This window comes from Haemophilus haemolyticus (genome assembly GCF_003493605.1).
Classification (GTDB): domain Bacteria; phylum Pseudomonadota; class Gammaproteobacteria; order Enterobacterales; family Pasteurellaceae; genus Haemophilus; species Haemophilus haemolyticus_J.
On sequence record NZ_QQKA01000005.1, the window covers coordinates 90184 to 107661 of the forward strand.

16 protein-coding genes are annotated in these 17478 nt (G+C 38.9%); 7 read left to right on the forward strand and 9 right to left on the reverse strand.

The genetic code is table 11. The features are described 5' to 3' along the window. Together DV424_RS05140 and DV424_RS05145 are read left to right on the forward strand one after the other, a co-directional pair. A complete protein-coding gene (locus DV424_RS05140; protein ID WP_118776070.1) occupies window positions 1-270 on the forward strand; it encodes an AbrB/MazE/SpoVT family DNA-binding domain-containing protein in 270 nt (89 codons plus the stop codon). Next, on the forward strand, window positions 270-626 hold the full coding sequence (locus DV424_RS05145) for a type II toxin-antitoxin system PemK/MazF family toxin (RefSeq protein WP_239990814.1): 357 nt from the start codon (window positions 270-272) through the stop codon (window positions 624-626). Before DV424_RS05140 ends, DV424_RS05145 begins: the two co-directional genes overlap by 1 nt. A 36-nt stretch (window positions 627-662) precedes the next feature. On the opposite strand, the gene apbC is transcribed toward DV424_RS05145, so the two are convergent. From apbC to DV424_RS05160, 3 genes are all read right to left on the reverse strand, one after another. Beyond that, window positions 663-1775 (reverse strand): iron-sulfur cluster carrier protein ApbC, encoded by a 1113-nt coding sequence (gene apbC / locus DV424_RS05150; protein WP_118859295.1) that lies wholly within the window; start codon window positions 1773-1775, stop codon window positions 663-665. 156 nt (window positions 1776-1931) lie between these two features. After that, complete coding sequence (locus DV424_RS05155; protein ID WP_118803477.1) at window positions 1932-2297, reverse strand: SEL1-like repeat protein; 366 nt, start codon at window positions 2295-2297, stop codon at window positions 1932-1934. Between the two features lie 12 nt (window positions 2298-2309). Next, entirely contained in the window at window positions 2310-2960 is a 651-nt protein-coding gene (locus DV424_RS05160) for a tetratricopeptide repeat protein (protein WP_118859296.1), read from the reverse strand. A gap of 248 nt (window positions 2961-3208) precedes the next feature. Here DV424_RS05160 and metG point away from each other — a divergent pair, with 248 nt between their 5' ends. After that, window positions 3209-5257 (forward strand): methionine--tRNA ligase, encoded by a 2049-nt coding sequence (gene metG / locus DV424_RS05165; protein ID WP_118859297.1) that lies wholly within the window; start codon window positions 3209-3211, stop codon window positions 5255-5257. A gap of 112 nt (window positions 5258-5369) precedes the next feature. After that, on the forward strand, window positions 5370-6230 hold the full coding sequence (gene tehB, locus DV424_RS05170) for an SAM-dependent methyltransferase TehB (RefSeq protein WP_118859298.1): 861 nt from the start codon (window positions 5370-5372) through the stop codon (window positions 6228-6230). Window positions 6231-6279: 49 nt separating this feature from the next. Here tehB and gloB read toward each other — a convergent pair whose 3' ends face one another. The 5 genes from gloB to DV424_RS05195 are packed head-to-tail and all read right to left on the reverse strand — an operon-like array spanning window position 6280 to window position 10605. After that, a complete protein-coding gene (gene gloB, locus DV424_RS05175) occupies window positions 6280-6981 on the reverse strand; it encodes a hydroxyacylglutathione hydrolase (protein ID WP_118859299.1) in 702 nt (233 codons plus the stop codon). Window positions 6982-7032: 51 nt separating this feature from the next. Continuing rightward, window positions 7033-7839, reverse strand: coding sequence for a class I SAM-dependent methyltransferase (locus DV424_RS05180; protein WP_118859300.1), 807 nt, complete (start codon window positions 7837-7839; stop codon window positions 7033-7035). After that, window positions 7836-8600: an ABC transporter ATP-binding protein gene (locus DV424_RS05185; RefSeq protein ID WP_118859301.1), complete on the reverse strand. Its 765-nt coding sequence runs from the start codon at window positions 8598-8600 to the stop codon at window positions 7836-7838. Before DV424_RS05185 ends, DV424_RS05180 begins: the two co-directional genes overlap by 4 nt. After that, window positions 8600-9616, reverse strand: a complete 1017-nt coding sequence (locus DV424_RS05190) for a FecCD family ABC transporter permease (RefSeq protein WP_118805875.1) — start codon at window positions 9614-9616, stop codon at window positions 8600-8602. The genes DV424_RS05185 and DV424_RS05190 overlap by 1 nt, the downstream gene beginning before the upstream one ends. Next, a complete protein-coding gene (locus DV424_RS05195) occupies window positions 9613-10605 on the reverse strand; it encodes an iron ABC transporter substrate-binding protein (RefSeq protein ID WP_118859302.1) in 993 nt (330 codons plus the stop codon). The genes DV424_RS05190 and DV424_RS05195 overlap by 4 nt, the downstream gene beginning before the upstream one ends. A gap of 153 nt (window positions 10606-10758) precedes the next feature. Between DV424_RS05195 and DV424_RS05200 the strand changes: the two genes are divergently transcribed. From DV424_RS05200 to gyrA, 3 genes are all read left to right on the forward strand, one after another. Then, window positions 10759-11235 (forward strand): hypothetical protein, encoded by a 477-nt coding sequence (locus tag DV424_RS05200; RefSeq protein WP_192880653.1) that lies wholly within the window; start codon window positions 10759-10761, stop codon window positions 11233-11235. Window positions 11236-11371: 136 nt separating this feature from the next. Next, window positions 11372-13135, forward strand: a complete 1764-nt coding sequence (gene ycaO, locus DV424_RS05205) for a 30S ribosomal protein S12 methylthiotransferase accessory factor YcaO (RefSeq protein WP_118859303.1) — start codon at window positions 11372-11374, stop codon at window positions 13133-13135. Window positions 13136-13708: 573 nt separating this feature from the next. Further along, window positions 13709-16351 (forward strand): DNA topoisomerase (ATP-hydrolyzing) subunit A, encoded by a 2643-nt coding sequence (gene gyrA / locus DV424_RS05220; protein WP_118859304.1) that lies wholly within the window; start codon window positions 13709-13711, stop codon window positions 16349-16351. Between the two features lie 50 nt (window positions 16352-16401). On the opposite strand, the gene metX is transcribed toward gyrA, so the two are convergent. Further along, window positions 16402-17478 (reverse strand): homoserine O-acetyltransferase MetX, encoded by a 1077-nt coding sequence (metX, locus tag DV424_RS05225; RefSeq protein ID WP_118859305.1) that lies wholly within the window; start codon window positions 17476-17478, stop codon window positions 16402-16404.

Sequence of the window (17478 nt, forward strand, 5' to 3'; positions counted from 1 at the left end):
ATGCAAGCGACATTAAGACAACAAGGTGGTGCCGCAGTTTTAACTGTTCCAATGGCAATATTGCAAAAAATGGGCTGGGAAATTGGAAATAAAATCAATTTAGAACCGCAAGGAGAACAAGTTGTACTGACCCCAGTTAAACGGAAAGCAAGAGGACGAAAGAGCATTGCGGAATTATTAACAACTATTGATAGCAAAGAAATAGAAAACTTACATGCATCAATCTCAGAACTCACTAGCTCTAACCCCGTAGGGAAAGAAGTATGGTAATGCGAGCCCCCAAAAAAGGTGAAATTTGGTACATTGATCCCGATCCAACAAAAGGAAAGGAATTACGTAGCCCGCATTACTTTATTGTCATAACTGATGAGTTATTAAACAAAGCATTAGGAACGACTCTTTGTTGCCCAATTTCAACAGGTGGAAATGCAGCACGTTCACAAAGTGTGACTGTTACTCTTGACGGAAATAGCACTCAATCAGGAAAAATAACTGGTGTTATTTTGTGCCACCAACTAAGAGCATTAGATTTAGAAGAACGACAGGCAAAATTTGCTACAAAAGCAGAAGATTATTTAATCGATGAAGTTATTATGAAACTTGTCGATTTAATTGATCCACAATAAACAAAAGGGCTGTAAATGCAGCCCTATCTTTTTTGATTATTTCACTTCTTTAAATAGAATCTCACTTGGAATTACAGAACCTTGCCAGTAAAGTTCTGTAGAGACTTTCTCTGCGAGTTGTAGGAATGCTTGTGAAATTTCATTTTCAGGCACTCGCACAACAGTTGGGTTGCCCGCATCTAAATCTTCACGGATACGAATGTGTAAAGGAAGTTGAGCTAATACTTTTACATTGTATTTTTCCGCCATTTTCTCTGCACCGCCTGTGCCAAAAATCGCTTCGTGATGACCGCACTTACTACAAATATGCATCGACATATTTTCCACAATGCCTAACACTGGCACGGATACTCGCTCAAACATTGAAATACCTTTCACAGCATCAAGCAAAGCAATATCTTGCGGAGTTGTCACTACCACTGCACCAGTCACAGGGATTTGTTGTGATAAGGTAAGTTGAATATCGCCAGTGCCCGGAGGCATATCGATAACAAGATAATCTAAACTATCCCATAGAGTTTCATTTAATAATTGGCTTAATGCACTACTTGCCATTGGGCCACGCCAAATTGTTGCGCTATCTTCATTCATTAAAAAGCCAATGGAATTTGCAGATAAACCATGTGCTTTAATTGGAGTGATGTGTTGATTATCTGGCGAAGTTGGACGTTGATCCGCTGCGCCTAACATATGTGGAATAGAAGGGCCATAAATATCCGCATCTAAAATCCCAACACGAGCGCCTTGTGCTTGTAATGCTAAAGCGAGATTAACAGAAACTGATGATTTCCCTACACCGCCTTTACCAGAACTCACCGCAATAATATTTTTCACACCTTTTACGGCTGGTTGATTATTTGCACGTTTAAGTGTGGCGATTTGATAAGTCACCGCCCATTTAATTGCTTTGCAATCTGTTGCTTTCAATAACGCATCTGAAACCGCTTGTTTTAATTGTTCTGCACCAGAATTCCACGCAAAAGGTAATTTCAATTCTATACGTAAAGTATCACCGCCCTTTTCCACTTTTTTCAAAGTATTAAGGGAAATCAAATCCTTTTGCAGGGTTGGATGCTGAAATTGTTGAATAATCTGCTGAACTTGATTTTGCTGTTCGGCAGTCAAATTATCAGAAAAGTAGGTTGCCATAATAACTTCCTGTTTAGTAGAGTAAATTTGTCGGGCATATTTAATCACGGAAAGTGCGGTATGTTAAGTTAAAGTTTTTCAAACCGAATAAAAAACCTGTTTCTGATAAGCGATTTCAGAAACAGGTATTTACTCAAATAATGGACTAAACTCAAATCATTCCATTATACAAGCTGTTTTTAGCCCTTTATGACAAGCCTGTTTAAATTTTTCTTTTGCCACCTCAAGGTTTTTTGAGAGATGTTGTCCATTATAATATTGCGCTGCAAGATAGAAATCAGCATTTGCACAATTTTTCTCACTCGCCTTAGTAAATAACTCAAAAGATTGAGCGTATTTCTTATCTTTGTAAGCTGCCACACCTAATTGAAAATCAGATTTAGCTTGTGATGAACAAGTTTCAACATCTAATGCCAAAGGCGAAATCATTGCAGGAAAGGTAATATCTTTATTAGAAGTACAAGCAGATAATACAGAAAGTGTTCCAACCAAAGAAACCATAGCAATCAATTGTTTTTTCATAATATTTTTCCCCTATTTCTTATTGTAACTTTTTAAAGCTTTACAAGCTTCCTTTGTACCTTGTTCACAAGATTTCTTAAATAATTCTTTGGCTTTCGCTTTATTTTGTTTAACGCCTACTCCATTATCATACATCTCACCTAAGAAAAATAGTGCCGTGAAATTTCCTTGCTCTGCAGACTTTCTATACAACTTTATTGCCTCAGCATAATCTTTTTCTACGCCTTTTCCAAATCTATACATTGAACCTAAGGCCATTTGACCTTCTGGACTCCCCTGCTCTGCAGCCTTTCTATACAATTTTACTGCTTCAGCATAATCTTTTTCTACACCTTCTCCGTTTTCATACATCTCACCTAAGAAAAGTAAGCCAAACTTCGCCCCCTGATCTGCAGCTTTACGATACCATTTTGCAGCCTCAACATAATCTTGCTTAAAAAATTCCCCATAATAATACATTTGCCCCAAAAGTATTTGCGCTGTAGGATCTCCTCTCACTATACCTGCATCTTTAAACTGTTCTGCAGCCTGTGCGAAATCCTTCTTCCTATAAGCATCTATACCCACTTGTGTTCCGAAATCCATAGCTGCCACAGTTGGATGAAAAGAAAGAATAGAGGCACCTAACAATGCGCTGGTAAGCAGTGTTTTTGTCAATTTCATATAATAATCTCTTAAGTTGATTTATAAAAAATACCAAATTTTTGTTTGGCAATATGTTTTGTTAGTTTCTCTGTAAAGAGAAACTAACACCCAGTATACTGGGTACAAAATGATTAAATTTTAAGCTTTTAAAATAGGTAATTTTAAATAAAGTGAGGTGGATTTTCCTTCCATTTTCAAACTAGAAAAAATCCCCTATTTAAAGTAAGATAAGCACAATTTTTATATGCTAAAAAAGAGAATAATAAATGACAACTCAACCCCGTAAAATTTTAGTCACTTGTGCCTTGCCTTATGCCAATGGGGCAATTCATTTAGGCCATATGTTAGAACATATCCAAGCGGATATTTGGGTGCGTTTTCAACGTATGCGTGGCAATAAAATCCATTTTGTCTGTGCGGACGATGCACACGGCACACCGATTATGCTGAATGCCGATAAACTTGGCATTACACCCGAAGAATTAATTGCTAACGCAAAAGCCGATCACGTTCGTGATTTTGCAGGTTTCAATATTAGTTTTGATAACTATCATTCCACTCACAGCGAAGAAAACAAAGAGCTTACCGCAGAAATTTACAATAAACTCAAAGCCAATGGCTTTATTAAGAGTAAAGTTATTTCTCAGTTATTCGACCCTGAAAAAAATATGTTCTTGCCTGATCGTTTTGTGAAAGGCACTTGCCCGAAATGTAAAGCTGAAGATCAATATGGCGATAACTGCGAAGTGTGTGCTTCTACTTATAGCCCAATGGATTTAATTAATCCTCGTTCAGCTGTTTCTGGCGCGACACCTGTTGTAAAAGAATCTGAACACTTTTTCTTTGACTTACCTGCATTCGAAGGGATGTTGAAAGAATGGACTCGTTCTGGCTCACTTCAATCTGAAATTGCGAACAAAATGCAAGAATGGTTTGAGAGTGGTTTACAACAATGGGATATTTCACGCGATGCGCCTTATTTTGGTTTTGAAATTCCGGGCGCAAAAGATAAATTCTTCTATGTTTGGTTAGATGCGCCAATCGGCTATATGGCTTCATTCAAAAATCTATGCAATCGTGAAGGCATTGATTTCAATGAATTTTGGGCGGAAGGCAGTGATGCGGAGCTTTATCATTTCATCGGTAAAGACATCGTTTATTTCCACAGTCTATTCTGGCCTGCGATGCTTGAAGGCAGTGGCTATCGTAAACCGACTAATGTATTCACTCACGGCTATGTCACGGTGGATGGGGCGAAGATGTCAAAATCTCGCGGAACTTTCATTCAAGCCAGCACTTATTTGAATCATATCGATCCTGAATGTTTGCGTTATTACTATGCGGCAAAATTAAATGATCGCATTGAAGATTTAGACTTTAACCTTGACGATTTCGTACAACGTGTAAATACAGATATTGTAAACAAATTAGTGAATTTAGCTTCACGCAATGCCGGCTTTATTGCGAAACGCTTTGAAGGCAAACTTGCGGATAAACTGGAAGATGAAACATTATTTGCAGAATTTACCGCCCAAGCCGAACAAATCGCCGCTTACTACGAAAGCCGTGAATACAATAAAGCCATTCGTGAAATTATGGCATTAACGGATAAAGCCAATAAATACATTGATGAAAAAGCCCCTTGGGTGATTGCAAAAGAAGAAGGCAAAGAGGCAGAATTGCAAGCCGTATGTTCAATGGGAATTGAGCTTTTCCGCGTGTTGATGTCTTACTTAAAACCTGTTCTTCCAAAACTGGCAGAACGTGCAGAAGCCTTCTTACAAGCTGAATTACGTTGGGATAATATTCATCAACCATTACTTGGCCATACTCTTGCACCGTTTAAAGCCTTATTCTCTCGTTTAGAGAAAAAACAAATTGATGCCGTTGTGGAAGAAACCAAAGCTTTATTTGCCGCAGCGAATAAAGCCGCAGAAAAAACTGAAGCAAAACCAACCGCACTTTCTACCGTTGAACCTATTGCTGAAACCATCACTATTGATGATTTTGCTAAACTTGATATGCGTGTAGCAAAAGTGTTGAAATGCGAAGCTATGCCAGAATCTAATAAACTTTTACGTTTTGAATTGGATCTTGGCGATCATACTCGTCAAGTCTTCTCTGGCATTAAAGCAGCTTACAATAAACCTGAAGAATTAGAAGGTCGTTTTGTGATTATGGTGGCAAACCTTGCACCACGTAAAATGAAATTCGGTGTATCTGAAGGAATGATTCTATCCGCAGGCACGGGCGGTAGTGATTTATTCTTGTTATCTGCCGATAGCGGTGTCACTGCGGGCATGCAAGTAAAATAATCAATTCAATCTAAATTAGGGCAACATTACGTTGCCCTTTTATTTTCTTGTTGAAAATAGGTGACTTATAACCTACTATAACACTCAACTATTTATCTATTTGGAGAATATTATGAAAAACGAATTAATCTGCTATAAACAAATGCCAGTGTGGACAAAAGACAAATTACCACAAATGTTCCAAGAAAAGCACAACACAAAAGTCGGCACTTGGGGAAAATTAACTGTATTAAAAGGTAAGCTCAAATTTTATGAGCTAACCGAAAATGGCGATGTCATTGCCGAGCATATTTTTACCCCAGAAAGCGATATTCCTTTTGTTGAACCTCAAGCTTGGCATCGTGTTGAAGCGCTTTCTGATGACCTAGAATGTACCCTAGGTTTCTATTGCAAAAAAGAAGATTACTTCAGTAAAAAATACAATATGACTGCCACTCACGGCGATGTAGTGGATGCAGCAAAAATTATCTCGCCTTGTAAAGTATTAGATTTAGGTTGCGGCCAAGGGCGTAATTCACTTTATTTAAGTTTATTAGGCTATGATGTGACCTCTTGGGATCACAATGAAAACAGCATTGCCTTTTTAAATGAAACCAAAGAGAAAGAAAACCTTAATATTTCTACCACACTTTACGACATTAATTCCGCCAACATTCAAGAAAACTATGATTTTATTGTTTCAACAGTAGTGTTTATGTTCTTAAATCGTGAACGTGTGCCGTCAATCATTAAAAATATGCAAGAACACACCAATATTGGCGGGTATAACTTAATCGTTGCAGCCATGTCCACAGATGATGTGCCTTGCCCACTTCCGTTCTCTTTCACTTTTGCTGAAAACGAATTGAAAGAATATTACAAAGATTGGGAATTTTTAGAATATAACGAAAATATGGGCGAACTGCACAAAACCGATGAAAACGGCAATCGCATTAAAATGAAATTTGCCACAATGTTAGCGAGAAAGAAATAGCCCGCTAATTTAAAAAATCACCGCACTTTGCCTCAATAAAAAAGATAACTTAGAAAATATCTTTTGCCTTGCGAAGTGCGGTAAATTCTTCAAGTGTTTTTACTTGTAAAAACGGATTAATTTCTCGCTCAAGTTTTAAGGTGGTCGGCAAACTTGGTTTATTTTCAGACCGCTGTTTTTCAACAAAAATACGTTGTTTTTCTACCGCACTTTTCTCCACCAGCACCGTTTTCGCAAATGCTAAATTCCCCAAGGTATATTCATGAGCAGGGCAAACAATCGTCTCGTCAGGCAATGTATTCAAACGCTGCAAACCATCAAACATCTGCGCATAATTACCAGTGAAAACACGTCCACAACCAGCTGAAAATAACGCATCACCACAAAATAAATGATTATCCACTAAAAAACTAACGTGCTGTTTAGTGTGTCCACCCGTCGGAATGACATCAATTTGATAATGTGTGGTAAGGATCTGCCCTTCGTTCACAATTTGAGTTGCACCTTTTTTCTCACATTCTTGCGGCCCATAAATCGGCACTGTTGGATAGCGTTTTTTAAATGCCGACACACCTTGTGTATGATCATCATGTTCGTGAGTAAGCAACACCGCTTCAATCGTTGCGTTTTGCTTATCTAGCCATGCAAACAGCTTGTCCGTTTCAGGCAAATCGACAATAATAAGAGGCAGATTTTCTCGTTGATAAAGCCAAATGTAGTTATCATTCAGCACAGGTAAAGCAAATAACATAATCGTCCTTTTCATTTGTGATAGAAAAATAAATTGATTCCGCTTGAAACATTAGATGCGATCCACATTCCACCAAATCAACGCCCATTTTTTCTGCCCGTGAGAAATGGGTTCGTTATTGGCTTGTTTACGATTGTAAAAGGCTTTCAAACCTTGTTTTTCTTTTTCGGAAAGCTCGCCTAAAGAGAATTCCACCAAGGCTAATAAATCCTCGTAGCTTTCACCTTGAAAACAACCCGATTCCGTTTCAATAAAATTCAAATTTGCCTGAATGCCTTTTTGATACAACCGATTGAGTAAATAAATATAAGTGGGAAAACCAATATCTTCACGGCCAATCGCCTCAAATACGCCCTCATCTAAAAAATGACGTTGTGTGACAGAAGTCAAAAACACACGTTTTTTCGCTTTGGCACAGAGTTTTTCGATCATATCGTCCAAATCGTCCACCAACGTTGAACGAGATGCCAACACTACATCAGCTTGTGGCACATCATCCCAATTATTCGCCCAAGATTTATGAAATGTCGTAAGATGATGCAACCCCAATTTCTGCTTGAATTGTGCCAAACAGTCTAACATTCCATTGCTATAATCCAAAGCATATACCGTTGAGCCTTGTTGTGCGAGCGGTACAGCAAAAGTACCAGGCCCACAGCCAATATCCAACACAGTTTCATCGGCTTTCACATTCATAGCTTGCAATAATTGCTGATTATATGCAGAAGGCTTTCCGACCAAATTCTCTGCCATTTTCACGGCTTTTTTATCCCATTTTGTCGGAGGCAAGTTGTAATGATTACAAGCGATTAAGTGTTGTTGATAAAGTTCAGCAAAATTGATGTCGTAAATAGTCATAGTGATTTTTCAATGTGGTTATTCAAATGTTGATGTAAAAGTTCGGGCGAAGTGCGGTAAATTTTCGCCAAGTTTTCTAAGGTTAATAAATGTTTTTTATCGCCTTGTTGAAAACTAAATTGTTGATCAAGCAAAACAATATTATCCCCTAAAAATGCCGCTTGTTGTGGATTATGCGTACTAATAATAAGCGCAATATTTTGCTTTTGCAGTTGTTTTATTTTTTCTAACACTCGAATTTGATTACCAAAATCAAGGCTGGAAGTCGGTTCGTCCATAATTAAAAGTTTGGCTTGTTGAGCAATCGCACGGGCAATCAACACAAGCTGTTTTTCGCCGTCACTTAATTGATGATAATAACGTTGCGCAAGATGAGCAATGTCTAACTCTCGCAACGCCATTAATGCTAAATCCAAATCAGATTTTTTCGGAGTTTGATACCACTTCAAAAAAGCACTTCTTCCCATCATCACCATATCCTGTACTAAAAAAGGAAATAAATGAGAATGCGCTTGTGGCACATAAGCAATATGACGAGCCAATTCTGTTGGTGAATAATGAGGAAGTGATTTTTCTTGCCAAAAAATCTCGCCGTTAATTGGAGGCTGTAACCCCAATAAGGTTTTCAAAAACGTACTTTTGCCTGCACCATTTGCACCAAGCAAACAACAAATTTGATTTTCCTCTAGAGTAAATTGGATATGTTGAACCAGTGTTTTTCCTTCATAGCCAATGGCAAGATTTTGTGTTTCGAGTAACATTATTTTTGCCCTCGCACTAATAAATAAAGGAAAAATGGTGCACCACACGCAGAAGTCAAAATACCAAGTGGTAATTCAATCGGTGCAATCGTGCGAGCCAGCGTATCAGTAAGCAATAAAAAAGACGCACCAAGCAATAAGGATGTTGGCAATAAACGAATAAAATTTGCGCCCACCAACAAGCGTGCAATATGCGGTACCAATAAACCAACCCAGCCAATAATCCCCGTCATTGCCACCGCACTTGCCGTACAAAGTGTGGTAAATACAATTAAAATCCAGCGAGTACGTTTAATCGGTACGCCTAGCGTTTGTGCTTCATCTTCATCAAGAGACAGTAAATTTAACCGCCAACGCAATAAAAAAATGGGAATAATCCCTAGCAACAACATTGGGATCAGTTGAATTAAATCTTGTTGATTAATGGCCGTCAGGCTACCAAGTAGCCAAAAAGTGATTGAAGGTAATTGGGTGAAAGGATCGGCAAGAATTTTTAACAAAGAAATGCCAGCACCAAGCAAAGAACCGATTGCAATCCCAGAAAGCACCAGCACTAAAATAGGATCTTGAGTACGACTACGCGAGGCAATGAGTGATACGCATAACACAGCTAAAATGCCACCGCTAAAAGCAAAAAACTGGATATAAACCATTGGCAAATTATAAAAAATTGCCAAACTTGCCCCAAAACCTGCGCCTGCTGAAACGCCTAAAATATCTGGCGAAACAAGCGGATTTTTAAACATACCTTGATAAGTTGCGCCTGCACAAGCAAGCGCAGCACCTACAAAACAAGCGGTAAAAATACGTGGCAAACGAATTTGCCACAATACTATTTGTTCCGTGTTTCCTTCACATTGTCCGTTGAACCAGCAGCTTATCGTCTCCCAAAGTTGGCTAGCCGAAAGCGGGTATTTCCCCACATTCAAAGCAAGTAAAATACTGCCAAGCAACAATCCCACTAACAAGACAAAAAACAAACGAGGCGAACGTAAAAGAAAAGTCGATCTCATCATTTTACTTGAAACAACTTAAGTGCTTGCTCGTCGGTTAAATCAATGTGATAAAACAATTTATAGAAGCGTTGAACTTCAGGCACAAAGTCAGCATTCGCCTTGCCACTCAAAATATGTTGTAACCAACGCACGCCTAATAAACGGTTTAAACTTGGTGGTGAATCAATCCAACCAAATGGTGTATGCGGCACAAAGAAAACTTGCTGATTTTTCACCGCACTTAATTCTTTCCACTGCGGATTGTTTTCAAGATCTTTATAAAACTCATCATATTGGGTGAAAATCATTTGAGGATTCCACAATAAAAGTTGTTCCATTGAAACTTGAGTTAATCCTTTTTGATCTCCCTCTGCGACGTTTTCTAATCCAACCAATTCCATTGCTTCCGTATGAATCGAACCTTTTTGACCAGTTTGCAAGCCATCTGCATTACGCGCTAAATAGGCTGTTTTATGATGTTGTTTAACAAAATCACGTGCTTGTTTCAGAGTTTCTTCCGCATATTTGGCTTGTGCTTCAGCTTGTTTTTCGTTACCAAGCAATTTACCTAATTTGCGCAATAAAGCGGGTGTTTCACTTAATCTTCCATCTAACAACAAATAAGGCACTTGAGTTTGAGCAAAAGTGCGGTCAGCTTGATCTTTATAATTCGGCGCAACATTCCCCACATCAATAATCAAATCAGGTTTTAGCGCAACGATTTTTTCTGCTGAAAGCGTACTGCCTTTTCCTGCAATTTTACCGAGTGTGGGTAATTTTTTAATCTCACCGTCAAACAATACACCTGCCTTTGATTCCATTTTAAAGCCAGCAAAGCCTGCTAATTTTTCAGGCGCAACGGCAAGTAACAACACATCACTCGGATTCCCCGCGCTTAATACTTTTTCAATTTTGGCTGGTTCAGGCAAGCTGCCTGCTTGGTAAGTTAAATCTTGAGCACTCACTTGCAAAGCAAAAAGTGCGGTGAAAATCGTGAACATTTTTTTCATTTTAGCTCCTTAGAAATGAGAAATAATGGCGAATTTTACAATATCGCTATATTTATTTAAATATAACGCAGCAAAAATAGGCAAAATGGTTCTATAATGTTTAACGTTATATATTTTATTATACAAATTTATTTCGTAGATAAGGATAATTCAATGAAATTTGAAGTAATTTATAAATTTTTCTTAGTGTGGGGACTAGCCTTAAGTTTGCTTTTCGTTGTTGCAAGTGGCATTTCAATGTGGCTAGGATTTTCTTTTAGTCAAGCCTTAGAGATTCATCTTTTCTTTTCTGGATTTACCGTATTTGGTTTGTTACTGCATTTTTATAGCCGTAAGAAGAAATGGGTAAAAATCAACACGCAATTTGCCGATCTCATCACAAATAATCGCATGCCCTCTTACTGCAATTTAGATCGCTTGATGATGACTTTCGAGCATTTTTCTATTCAACAAATCACCGAGCAGCTGAATCTTTCGCTCCCGATTTTACTAAATGAATTATCACAAGCTCAAATAAACATAACTGATTCCCACCGCACTTTACGCGAAAACTTTCCTCTCAACGATGAAAAAATTTTCGCCATAATTACGATTGCCTTGAAAATGCGGTTCAATCCAACGTTACTTTAACTCCAATCAAATATACGTTAAAAGTGCGGTAGAAAACCCGGAAATTTTTCGGGGTTTATTTTTGCCGAAAAAATCTTGCCCCGCTATTAAAACTCCCCTATTATTCACCGCACTTTTTTCTTATTTAGGAACAAAAATGACAGAACAAACCTTTATCCCTGGCAAAGATGCCGCATTAGAAGATAGTATTGCAAAATTTCAGCAAAAATTGACCGCACTTGGTTTTAATATTGAAGAGGCATCTTGGTTAAATCCTGTGCCAAATGTGTGGTCTGTGCATATTCGCGATAAAGACTGCCCGCAATGTTTTTCTAATGGTAAAGGGGCAAGTAAAAAAGCAGCATTAGCCTCCGCCCTTGGTGAATATTTTGAGCGTCTTTCCACTAATTATTTCTTTGCCGATTTCTATTTAGGACAAGAAATTGCAAACAGCGATTTTGTTCATTATCCCAATGAAAAATGGTTCCCGATTGAAGATGATGCTTTACTGCCTAATGGCATTTTAGATGATTATTTATTGGATTATTTTGATCCCAATGCAGAGCTGACACCTGAATTATTAGTCGATTTACAATCTGGCAATTATGATCGTGGGATCGTGGCGATGCCTTATGTTCGTCAATCGGATGAACAAACCGTTTACATTCCACAAAGTATTATTGCCAACCTTTATGTCTCAAATGGCATGTCTGCGGGCAATACAAAATTTGAAGCTCGCGTGCAAGGCTTGTCAGAAGTCTTTGAGCGTTATGTAAAAAACAAAATTATCGCTGAAGCGATCAGTCTACCAGAAATTCCAAAATTGGTGATGGATCGCTATCCATCTATTCAGGCCTCCATTGCAAAATTAGAGGAAGAAGGCTTCCCAATTTATGCGTTTGATGCTTCACTTGGCGGAAAATACCCTGTTATTTGCGTGGTGCTACTCAATCCGAATAATGGCACGTGCTTTGCCTCTTTTGGTGCACATCCAAATTTCCAAGTGGCATTAGAACGTACGGTGACTGAACTCTTACAAGGTCGTAGTTTAAAAGATTTGGATGTTTTCTCACCGCCATCTTTCAATAACGATGACGTGGCTGAACACGCTAATTTAGAAACCCACTTTATTGACTCAAGCGGTTTAATTTCTTGGGATTTATTCAAAGAAACGCCTGATTATGAATTTGCTGATTGGGATTTCAGCGGTACAACGCAGGAAGAATACAATAACTTAATGGCGATTTTCCGTGCGGATGAAAAAGAAGTTTACGTGATGGATTACAACCATTTAGATGTCTATGCGTGCCGCATTATTGTGCCAGGCATGTCTGATATTTATCCTGCAGACGATTTAATTTACGCCAACAACAATATGGGCATGGATTGGCGCGAAATTTTACTCGATTTACCAAACTGGCATCACGATGCGGAAACCTATCAAGAGTTATTAGAAGAATTAGATGGCCAAGATATTGACGATGCAACTCGCGTGCGTGAATTTATCGGCATCGTTGCACCTAAAAATAGCGGCTGGACAACTTTACGCGTAGGTGAATTAAAATCTATGCTCCACCTTGCATTAGGCGAATTAGAACAGGCATTAGATTGGGCAAACTGGACGCTGAATATGAACAGTTCTGTATTTACTGTAGAACGTGTGAATTATTACCGTGCATTAATTTCCATCATTGAATTACATTTAGATCAAAATCGCGACCCAGCACAATATCGTGCAGTATTTGAGAAAATGTATGGTAAAGATGCGGTTAAACACGCTTGGGCTGCTGTCTCTGAAGGTGGTAATCCGTTCTACAATCTTCCTGCAAGTGATGAAAATTTGGAAAACTTTAAGGAACATCAGGCGTTACTGGAGGCTTATGGAAAGTTGCAGAAAGCAAAGCGTGAAAATTGGAAATAATTAGGTCAGGATTTCGCCTGACGACGACCTACTTTCTTTTACTCGTGTAAAAGAAAGTAGGCAAAGAAAACACGCCCCAGTTAAATCGCTGTTCTTTGCTTTGTTTCAATTTTCTTAACGGCAATTTGCTGAACTCGCTACGCTCAAACAGACGCAAATTGCCTGAAAATTGAAAGTCGCAAAGGCGATTTATATGGGGCCCCGAATTTATCAGAGCATTATTTAAAAAGTGCGGTTAATTTTAAATTCATTTTAAGAACAAAAAATATTTTGAGTTTTGACCGCACTTTAAATCGGATAAAGAACAAATTGGGTTCCCTTCTTTTCCACCTTTGTGGAATTGAATTTGTAGGAAATTTTCGTCTGTTTGAGCGCAGCGAGTTCAGAAAATTTCCGTGAAACAAATTCAATGGAACAAAGGAAATAAGGAAAAGCAGGGTTGCCTTTCTTTTTGCCTACTTTTTCTTTGGCAAAGCAAAGAAAAAGTAGGTCGCCATTAGGCGAAATCCTAATGTAAAAAACATACCTTTATGCTATAATCCGCCACAATTTTTGATCAAAAAAGGAATACCAATGACGGATTCAATCCAATCATCTATCACCCCTGTCAATATTGAAGAAGAACTCAAATCTTCCTACCTTGACTATGCGATGTCGGTTATCGTTGGGCGTGCATTACCTGACGTTCGAGATGGTTTAAAACCTGTTCACCGCCGCGTACTATTCTCAATGGATCGCGAAGGCAATACCGCCAATAAAAAATATGTAAAATCAGCGCGTGTTGTAGGTGATGTAATCGGTAAATATCACCCGCATGGTGACTCGGCTGTGTACGATACAATCGTTCGTATGGCGCAACCATTCTCACTTCGCTATATGTTGGTTGATGGGCAAGGTAACTTTGGTTCAATTGACGGCGATGCACCCGCTGCAATGCGTTATACCGAAGTGCGTATGCAAAAAATTACGCAAGCATTGCTCACAGATTTGGATAAAGAAACCGTCAATTTCTCGCCAAACTATGATGGCGAATTAATGATTCCAGATGTATTGCCGACTCGTATTCCAGCACTTTTAGCAAATGGTTCTTCTGGTATTGCGGTGGGGATGGCAACTAACATTCCTCCTCACAACTTAAATGAAGTATTAAATGGTTGTTTGGCTTATATCGACAACAATGAAATTACCATCGATGAATTAATGCAACATATTCCAGGGCCTGACTTCCCAACGGCTGCGTTAATTAATGGTCGTAAAGGGATTGAAGAAGCCTATCGTACTGGTCGTGGTAAAGTTTATGTTCGTGCTCGTGCGACGGTAGAAACCAACGAAAAAGGACGCGAGCAAATTATCGTGTCTGAATTGCCATACCAAGTAAATAAAGCAAAATTAGTCGAGAAAATTGCCGAATTAATTCGCGAGAAAAAAATCGAAGGCATCAGCAATATTACTGACCTTTCAAACAAAGAAGGGATCCGTATTGAAATTGATATTAAACGTGATGCAGTAGGTGAAGTGGTATTAAACCATCTTTACTCCCTTACTCAAATGCAAGTGACCTTTGGTATCAATATGGTGGCATTGGATCACGGTCAGCCACGTTTATTTAATCTTAAAGAAATCATTGAATCCTTTGTGTTACACCGCCGTGAAGTGGTTACACGTCGTTCTATCTTTGAGCTTCGCAAAGCGCGTGAACGTACGCATATTTTGGAAGGTTTAGCGGTTGCTCGTTCTAATATCGATGAAATGATTGCGATCATTCGCAACTCTAAAAACCGTGAAGAGGCCGCAACAGCAATCAGTTCGCGCTCTTGGACGTTACATAGCGATATTATTAATCTGCTTGATGTTTCTGCTCGTCCTGATGATTTAGAAGAAAATCTTGGCATTCAAGGCGAACAATATTACTTATCGCCAGCGCAAGTAAACGCAATTCTAGAACTTCGCTTACACCGTTTAACGGGCATTGCGTTTGAAGAAGTTGTAAAAGAATATGAAGAATTATTAGTTAAAATTGCCGATCTTCTTCATATTTTAAGTAGCGCAGAACGTTTAATGGAAGTGATTCGTGAAGAATTGGAAGAAGTGAAAGCACAATTCGGCGATGATCGTTTAACTGAAATTACCACCGCATCTGGCGATATTGATTTAGAAGATTTAATCGCACAAGAAGACGTGGTTGTGACGCTTTCTCACGAAGGTTATGTGAAATACCAACCACTAACTGACTATGAAGCACAACGTCGAGGCGGTAAAGGCAAATCTGCGACGAAGATGAAAGAAGAAGATTTCATCGAAAAATTACTGGTAGCAAACACTCACGATACGATCCTCTGCTTCTCTAGCCGTGGTCGTTTATATTGGTTGAAAGTATATCAACTTCCGCAAGCAAGCCGTGGCGCACGCGGTCGTCCAATTGTGAATATTCTTCCATTACAAGAAAACGAACGTATTACTGCAATCTTGCCAGTTTCTGCTTACGAAGAAGATAAATTCGTGGTCATGGCAACGGCTGGCGGTATTGTGAAGAAAATCGCCTTAACCGAATTTAGCCGTCCACGTTCAAACGGTATCATCGCATTGAATTTACGTGATGAAGACGAATTAATCGGCGTAGATATAACCGATGGCAGCAACGAAATTATGTTGTTCTCATCACAAGGTCGCGTGGTACGTTTTGCAGAAAATGCCGTGCGTGCAATGGGACGTTTAGCAACAGGCGTTCGCGGCATTAAACTCGCTTTAACAAACGATATTTCTGACGATGAAAGTGCGGTAGAAATTGAACATATTTCTGATGACAACGCTGAAGCATCATTAGACTTAAATATCGATAAAGTGGTTTCTCTCGTTGTGCCAAAAGGCGAAGGTGCCATTTTAACCGCAACGCAAAACGGCTATGGAAAACGCACACAATTAAGTGAATACCCAACTAAATCACGTAATACAAAAGGTGTGATTTCGATTAAAGTGAGTGAACGCAATGGTAAAGTCGTTGCCGCAACTCAAGTTGAAGAAACAGACCAAATTATGTTGATTACCGATGCAGGAACCCTTGTTCGTACACGCGTAAGCGAGGTAAGCATCGTAGGTCGTAACACGCAAGGGGTTCGTTTAATTCGTACTGCCGATGATGAACATGTAGTAAGTTTAGAACGTGTTTGTGATGCAGATGAAGAGGATTCTTTGGAAGAAAGCAGTTCTGAAGAATAACCTATAATAAAAGAAGAAGTGCGGTGAAATTTCACCGCACTTTTTTATACCTAATTACCCGCCAAACCATCTCTAATCCGTTTTTCAAACTGATCATAATCCACTAAAAACGCATCGTGTCCGTAATCTGATGGAAATTCGTAAAAATGTAGATCGACTCCACTTTGTTCTAAAAGTTGTTTACTTTTATAAAGGTCAATGGGTTTAAAAAGTTGATCCGTTGTCACAGAAACCAACGTATAGCGCGCTTTAATGCGTGACAATGCCTCTTTAACATTTTCATACCCCAAACTGGGATCATACATATCCAACGCACGCAATAAATGCAAATAACTATTAGCATCAAAACGTTCTAAAAATTTTTTGCCTTGATAAGAAAGGTAGGATTCAACTTGAAAGTAATCGCCCCAAAAGCTGCCATCTGATTTTGTGGCACGCCCAAAGGCTTTCGCAAGTTGTAAATCAGTGCGGTAAGTCAGCATACCTAGCATACGCGCAATAGATAACCCTTGATCTGGCGATGTCCCCTCGTAATAATCGCCACCGTTAAAATTAGGGTCATTAATAACCGCTTGACGCATAACATGGTTAAAGCCTATGGCTTCTGCACTAAAATAAATGGATGAACAAAGATTTACGATATTATCCATAAAATCAGGATAATCAATCGCCCATTGATTCGCTTGCATACCGCCAAAAGATCCACCAATAATCGCTTTTAAATGGCTAATACCAAGATGCTCAAGCAAGGCTTTTTGTACTTTGACAATATCTTGCACAACAATATTAGGAAATTGGCTACCATAAGGTTTACCCGTTTGCGGATTAATCGATGAAGGCCCAGTTGTTCCCTTACAACCACCTAATACGTTCGAGCTAATAAAAAAATAACGATCCGTATCCAATGCTAAACCTGCGCCCATAAAATTCTGCCACCAGCCATCGCGTCCATCATCAAAATAAGGCTCAGCATCGCCAGTCAAAGCATGGCAAACTAATACCGCATTATTTTTTTCGGCATTGAGTGTGCCATAAGTTTGATACGCGACATTAATATGGGAAAGTTTGCCGCCAAGCGTTAGAGTTAAAGGCTGTGTGTCAAAAAGCACTACATTTTGCACAGACAT

Excerpts from the sequence above, each read along its gene's own strand:
- DV424_RS05140 (WP_118776070.1), top strand. The coding sequence starts at position 1 with ATGCAAGCGACATTAAGACAACAAGGTGGTGCCGCAGTTTTAACTGTT.
- DV424_RS05145 (WP_239990814.1), top strand. The coding sequence starts at position 270 with ATGCGAGCCCCCAAAAAAGGTGAAATTTGGTACATTGATCCCGATCCA.
- apbC (WP_118859295.1), bottom strand. The coding sequence starts at position 1,775 with ATGGCAACCTACTTTTCTGATAATTTGACTGCCGAACAGCAAAATCAA.
- DV424_RS05155 (WP_118803477.1), bottom strand. The coding sequence starts at position 2,297 with ATGAAAAAACAATTGATTGCTATGGTTTCTTTGGTTGGAACACTTTCT.
- DV424_RS05160 (WP_118859296.1), bottom strand. The coding sequence starts at position 2,960 with ATGAAATTGACAAAAACACTGCTTACCAGCGCATTGTTAGGTGCCTCT.
- metG (WP_118859297.1), top strand. The coding sequence starts at position 3,209 with ATGACAACTCAACCCCGTAAAATTTTAGTCACTTGTGCCTTGCCTTAT.
- tehB (WP_118859298.1), top strand. The coding sequence starts at position 5,370 with ATGAAAAACGAATTAATCTGCTATAAACAAATGCCAGTGTGGACAAAA.
- gloB (WP_118859299.1), bottom strand. The coding sequence starts at position 6,981 with ATGTTATTTGCTTTACCTGTGCTGAATGATAACTACATTTGGCTTTAT.
- DV424_RS05180 (WP_118859300.1), bottom strand. The coding sequence starts at position 7,839 with ATGACTATTTACGACATCAATTTTGCTGAACTTTATCAACAACACTTA.
- DV424_RS05185 (WP_118859301.1), bottom strand. The coding sequence starts at position 8,600 with ATGTTACTCGAAACACAAAATCTTGCCATTGGCTATGAAGGAAAAACA.
- DV424_RS05190 (WP_118805875.1), bottom strand. The coding sequence starts at position 9,616 with ATGATGAGATCGACTTTTCTTTTACGTTCGCCTCGTTTGTTTTTTGTC.
- DV424_RS05195 (WP_118859302.1), bottom strand. The coding sequence starts at position 10,605 with ATGAAAAAAATGTTCACGATTTTCACCGCACTTTTTGCTTTGCAAGTG.
- DV424_RS05200 (WP_192880653.1), top strand. The coding sequence starts at position 10,759 with ATGAAATTTGAAGTAATTTATAAATTTTTCTTAGTGTGGGGACTAGCC.
- ycaO (WP_118859303.1), top strand. The coding sequence starts at position 11,372 with ATGACAGAACAAACCTTTATCCCTGGCAAAGATGCCGCATTAGAAGAT.
- gyrA (WP_118859304.1), top strand. The coding sequence starts at position 13,709 with ATGACGGATTCAATCCAATCATCTATCACCCCTGTCAATATTGAAGAA.
- metX (WP_118859305.1), bottom strand. The coding sequence starts at position 17,478 with ATGTCTGTGCAAAATGTAGTGCTTTTTGACACACAGCCTTTAACTCTA.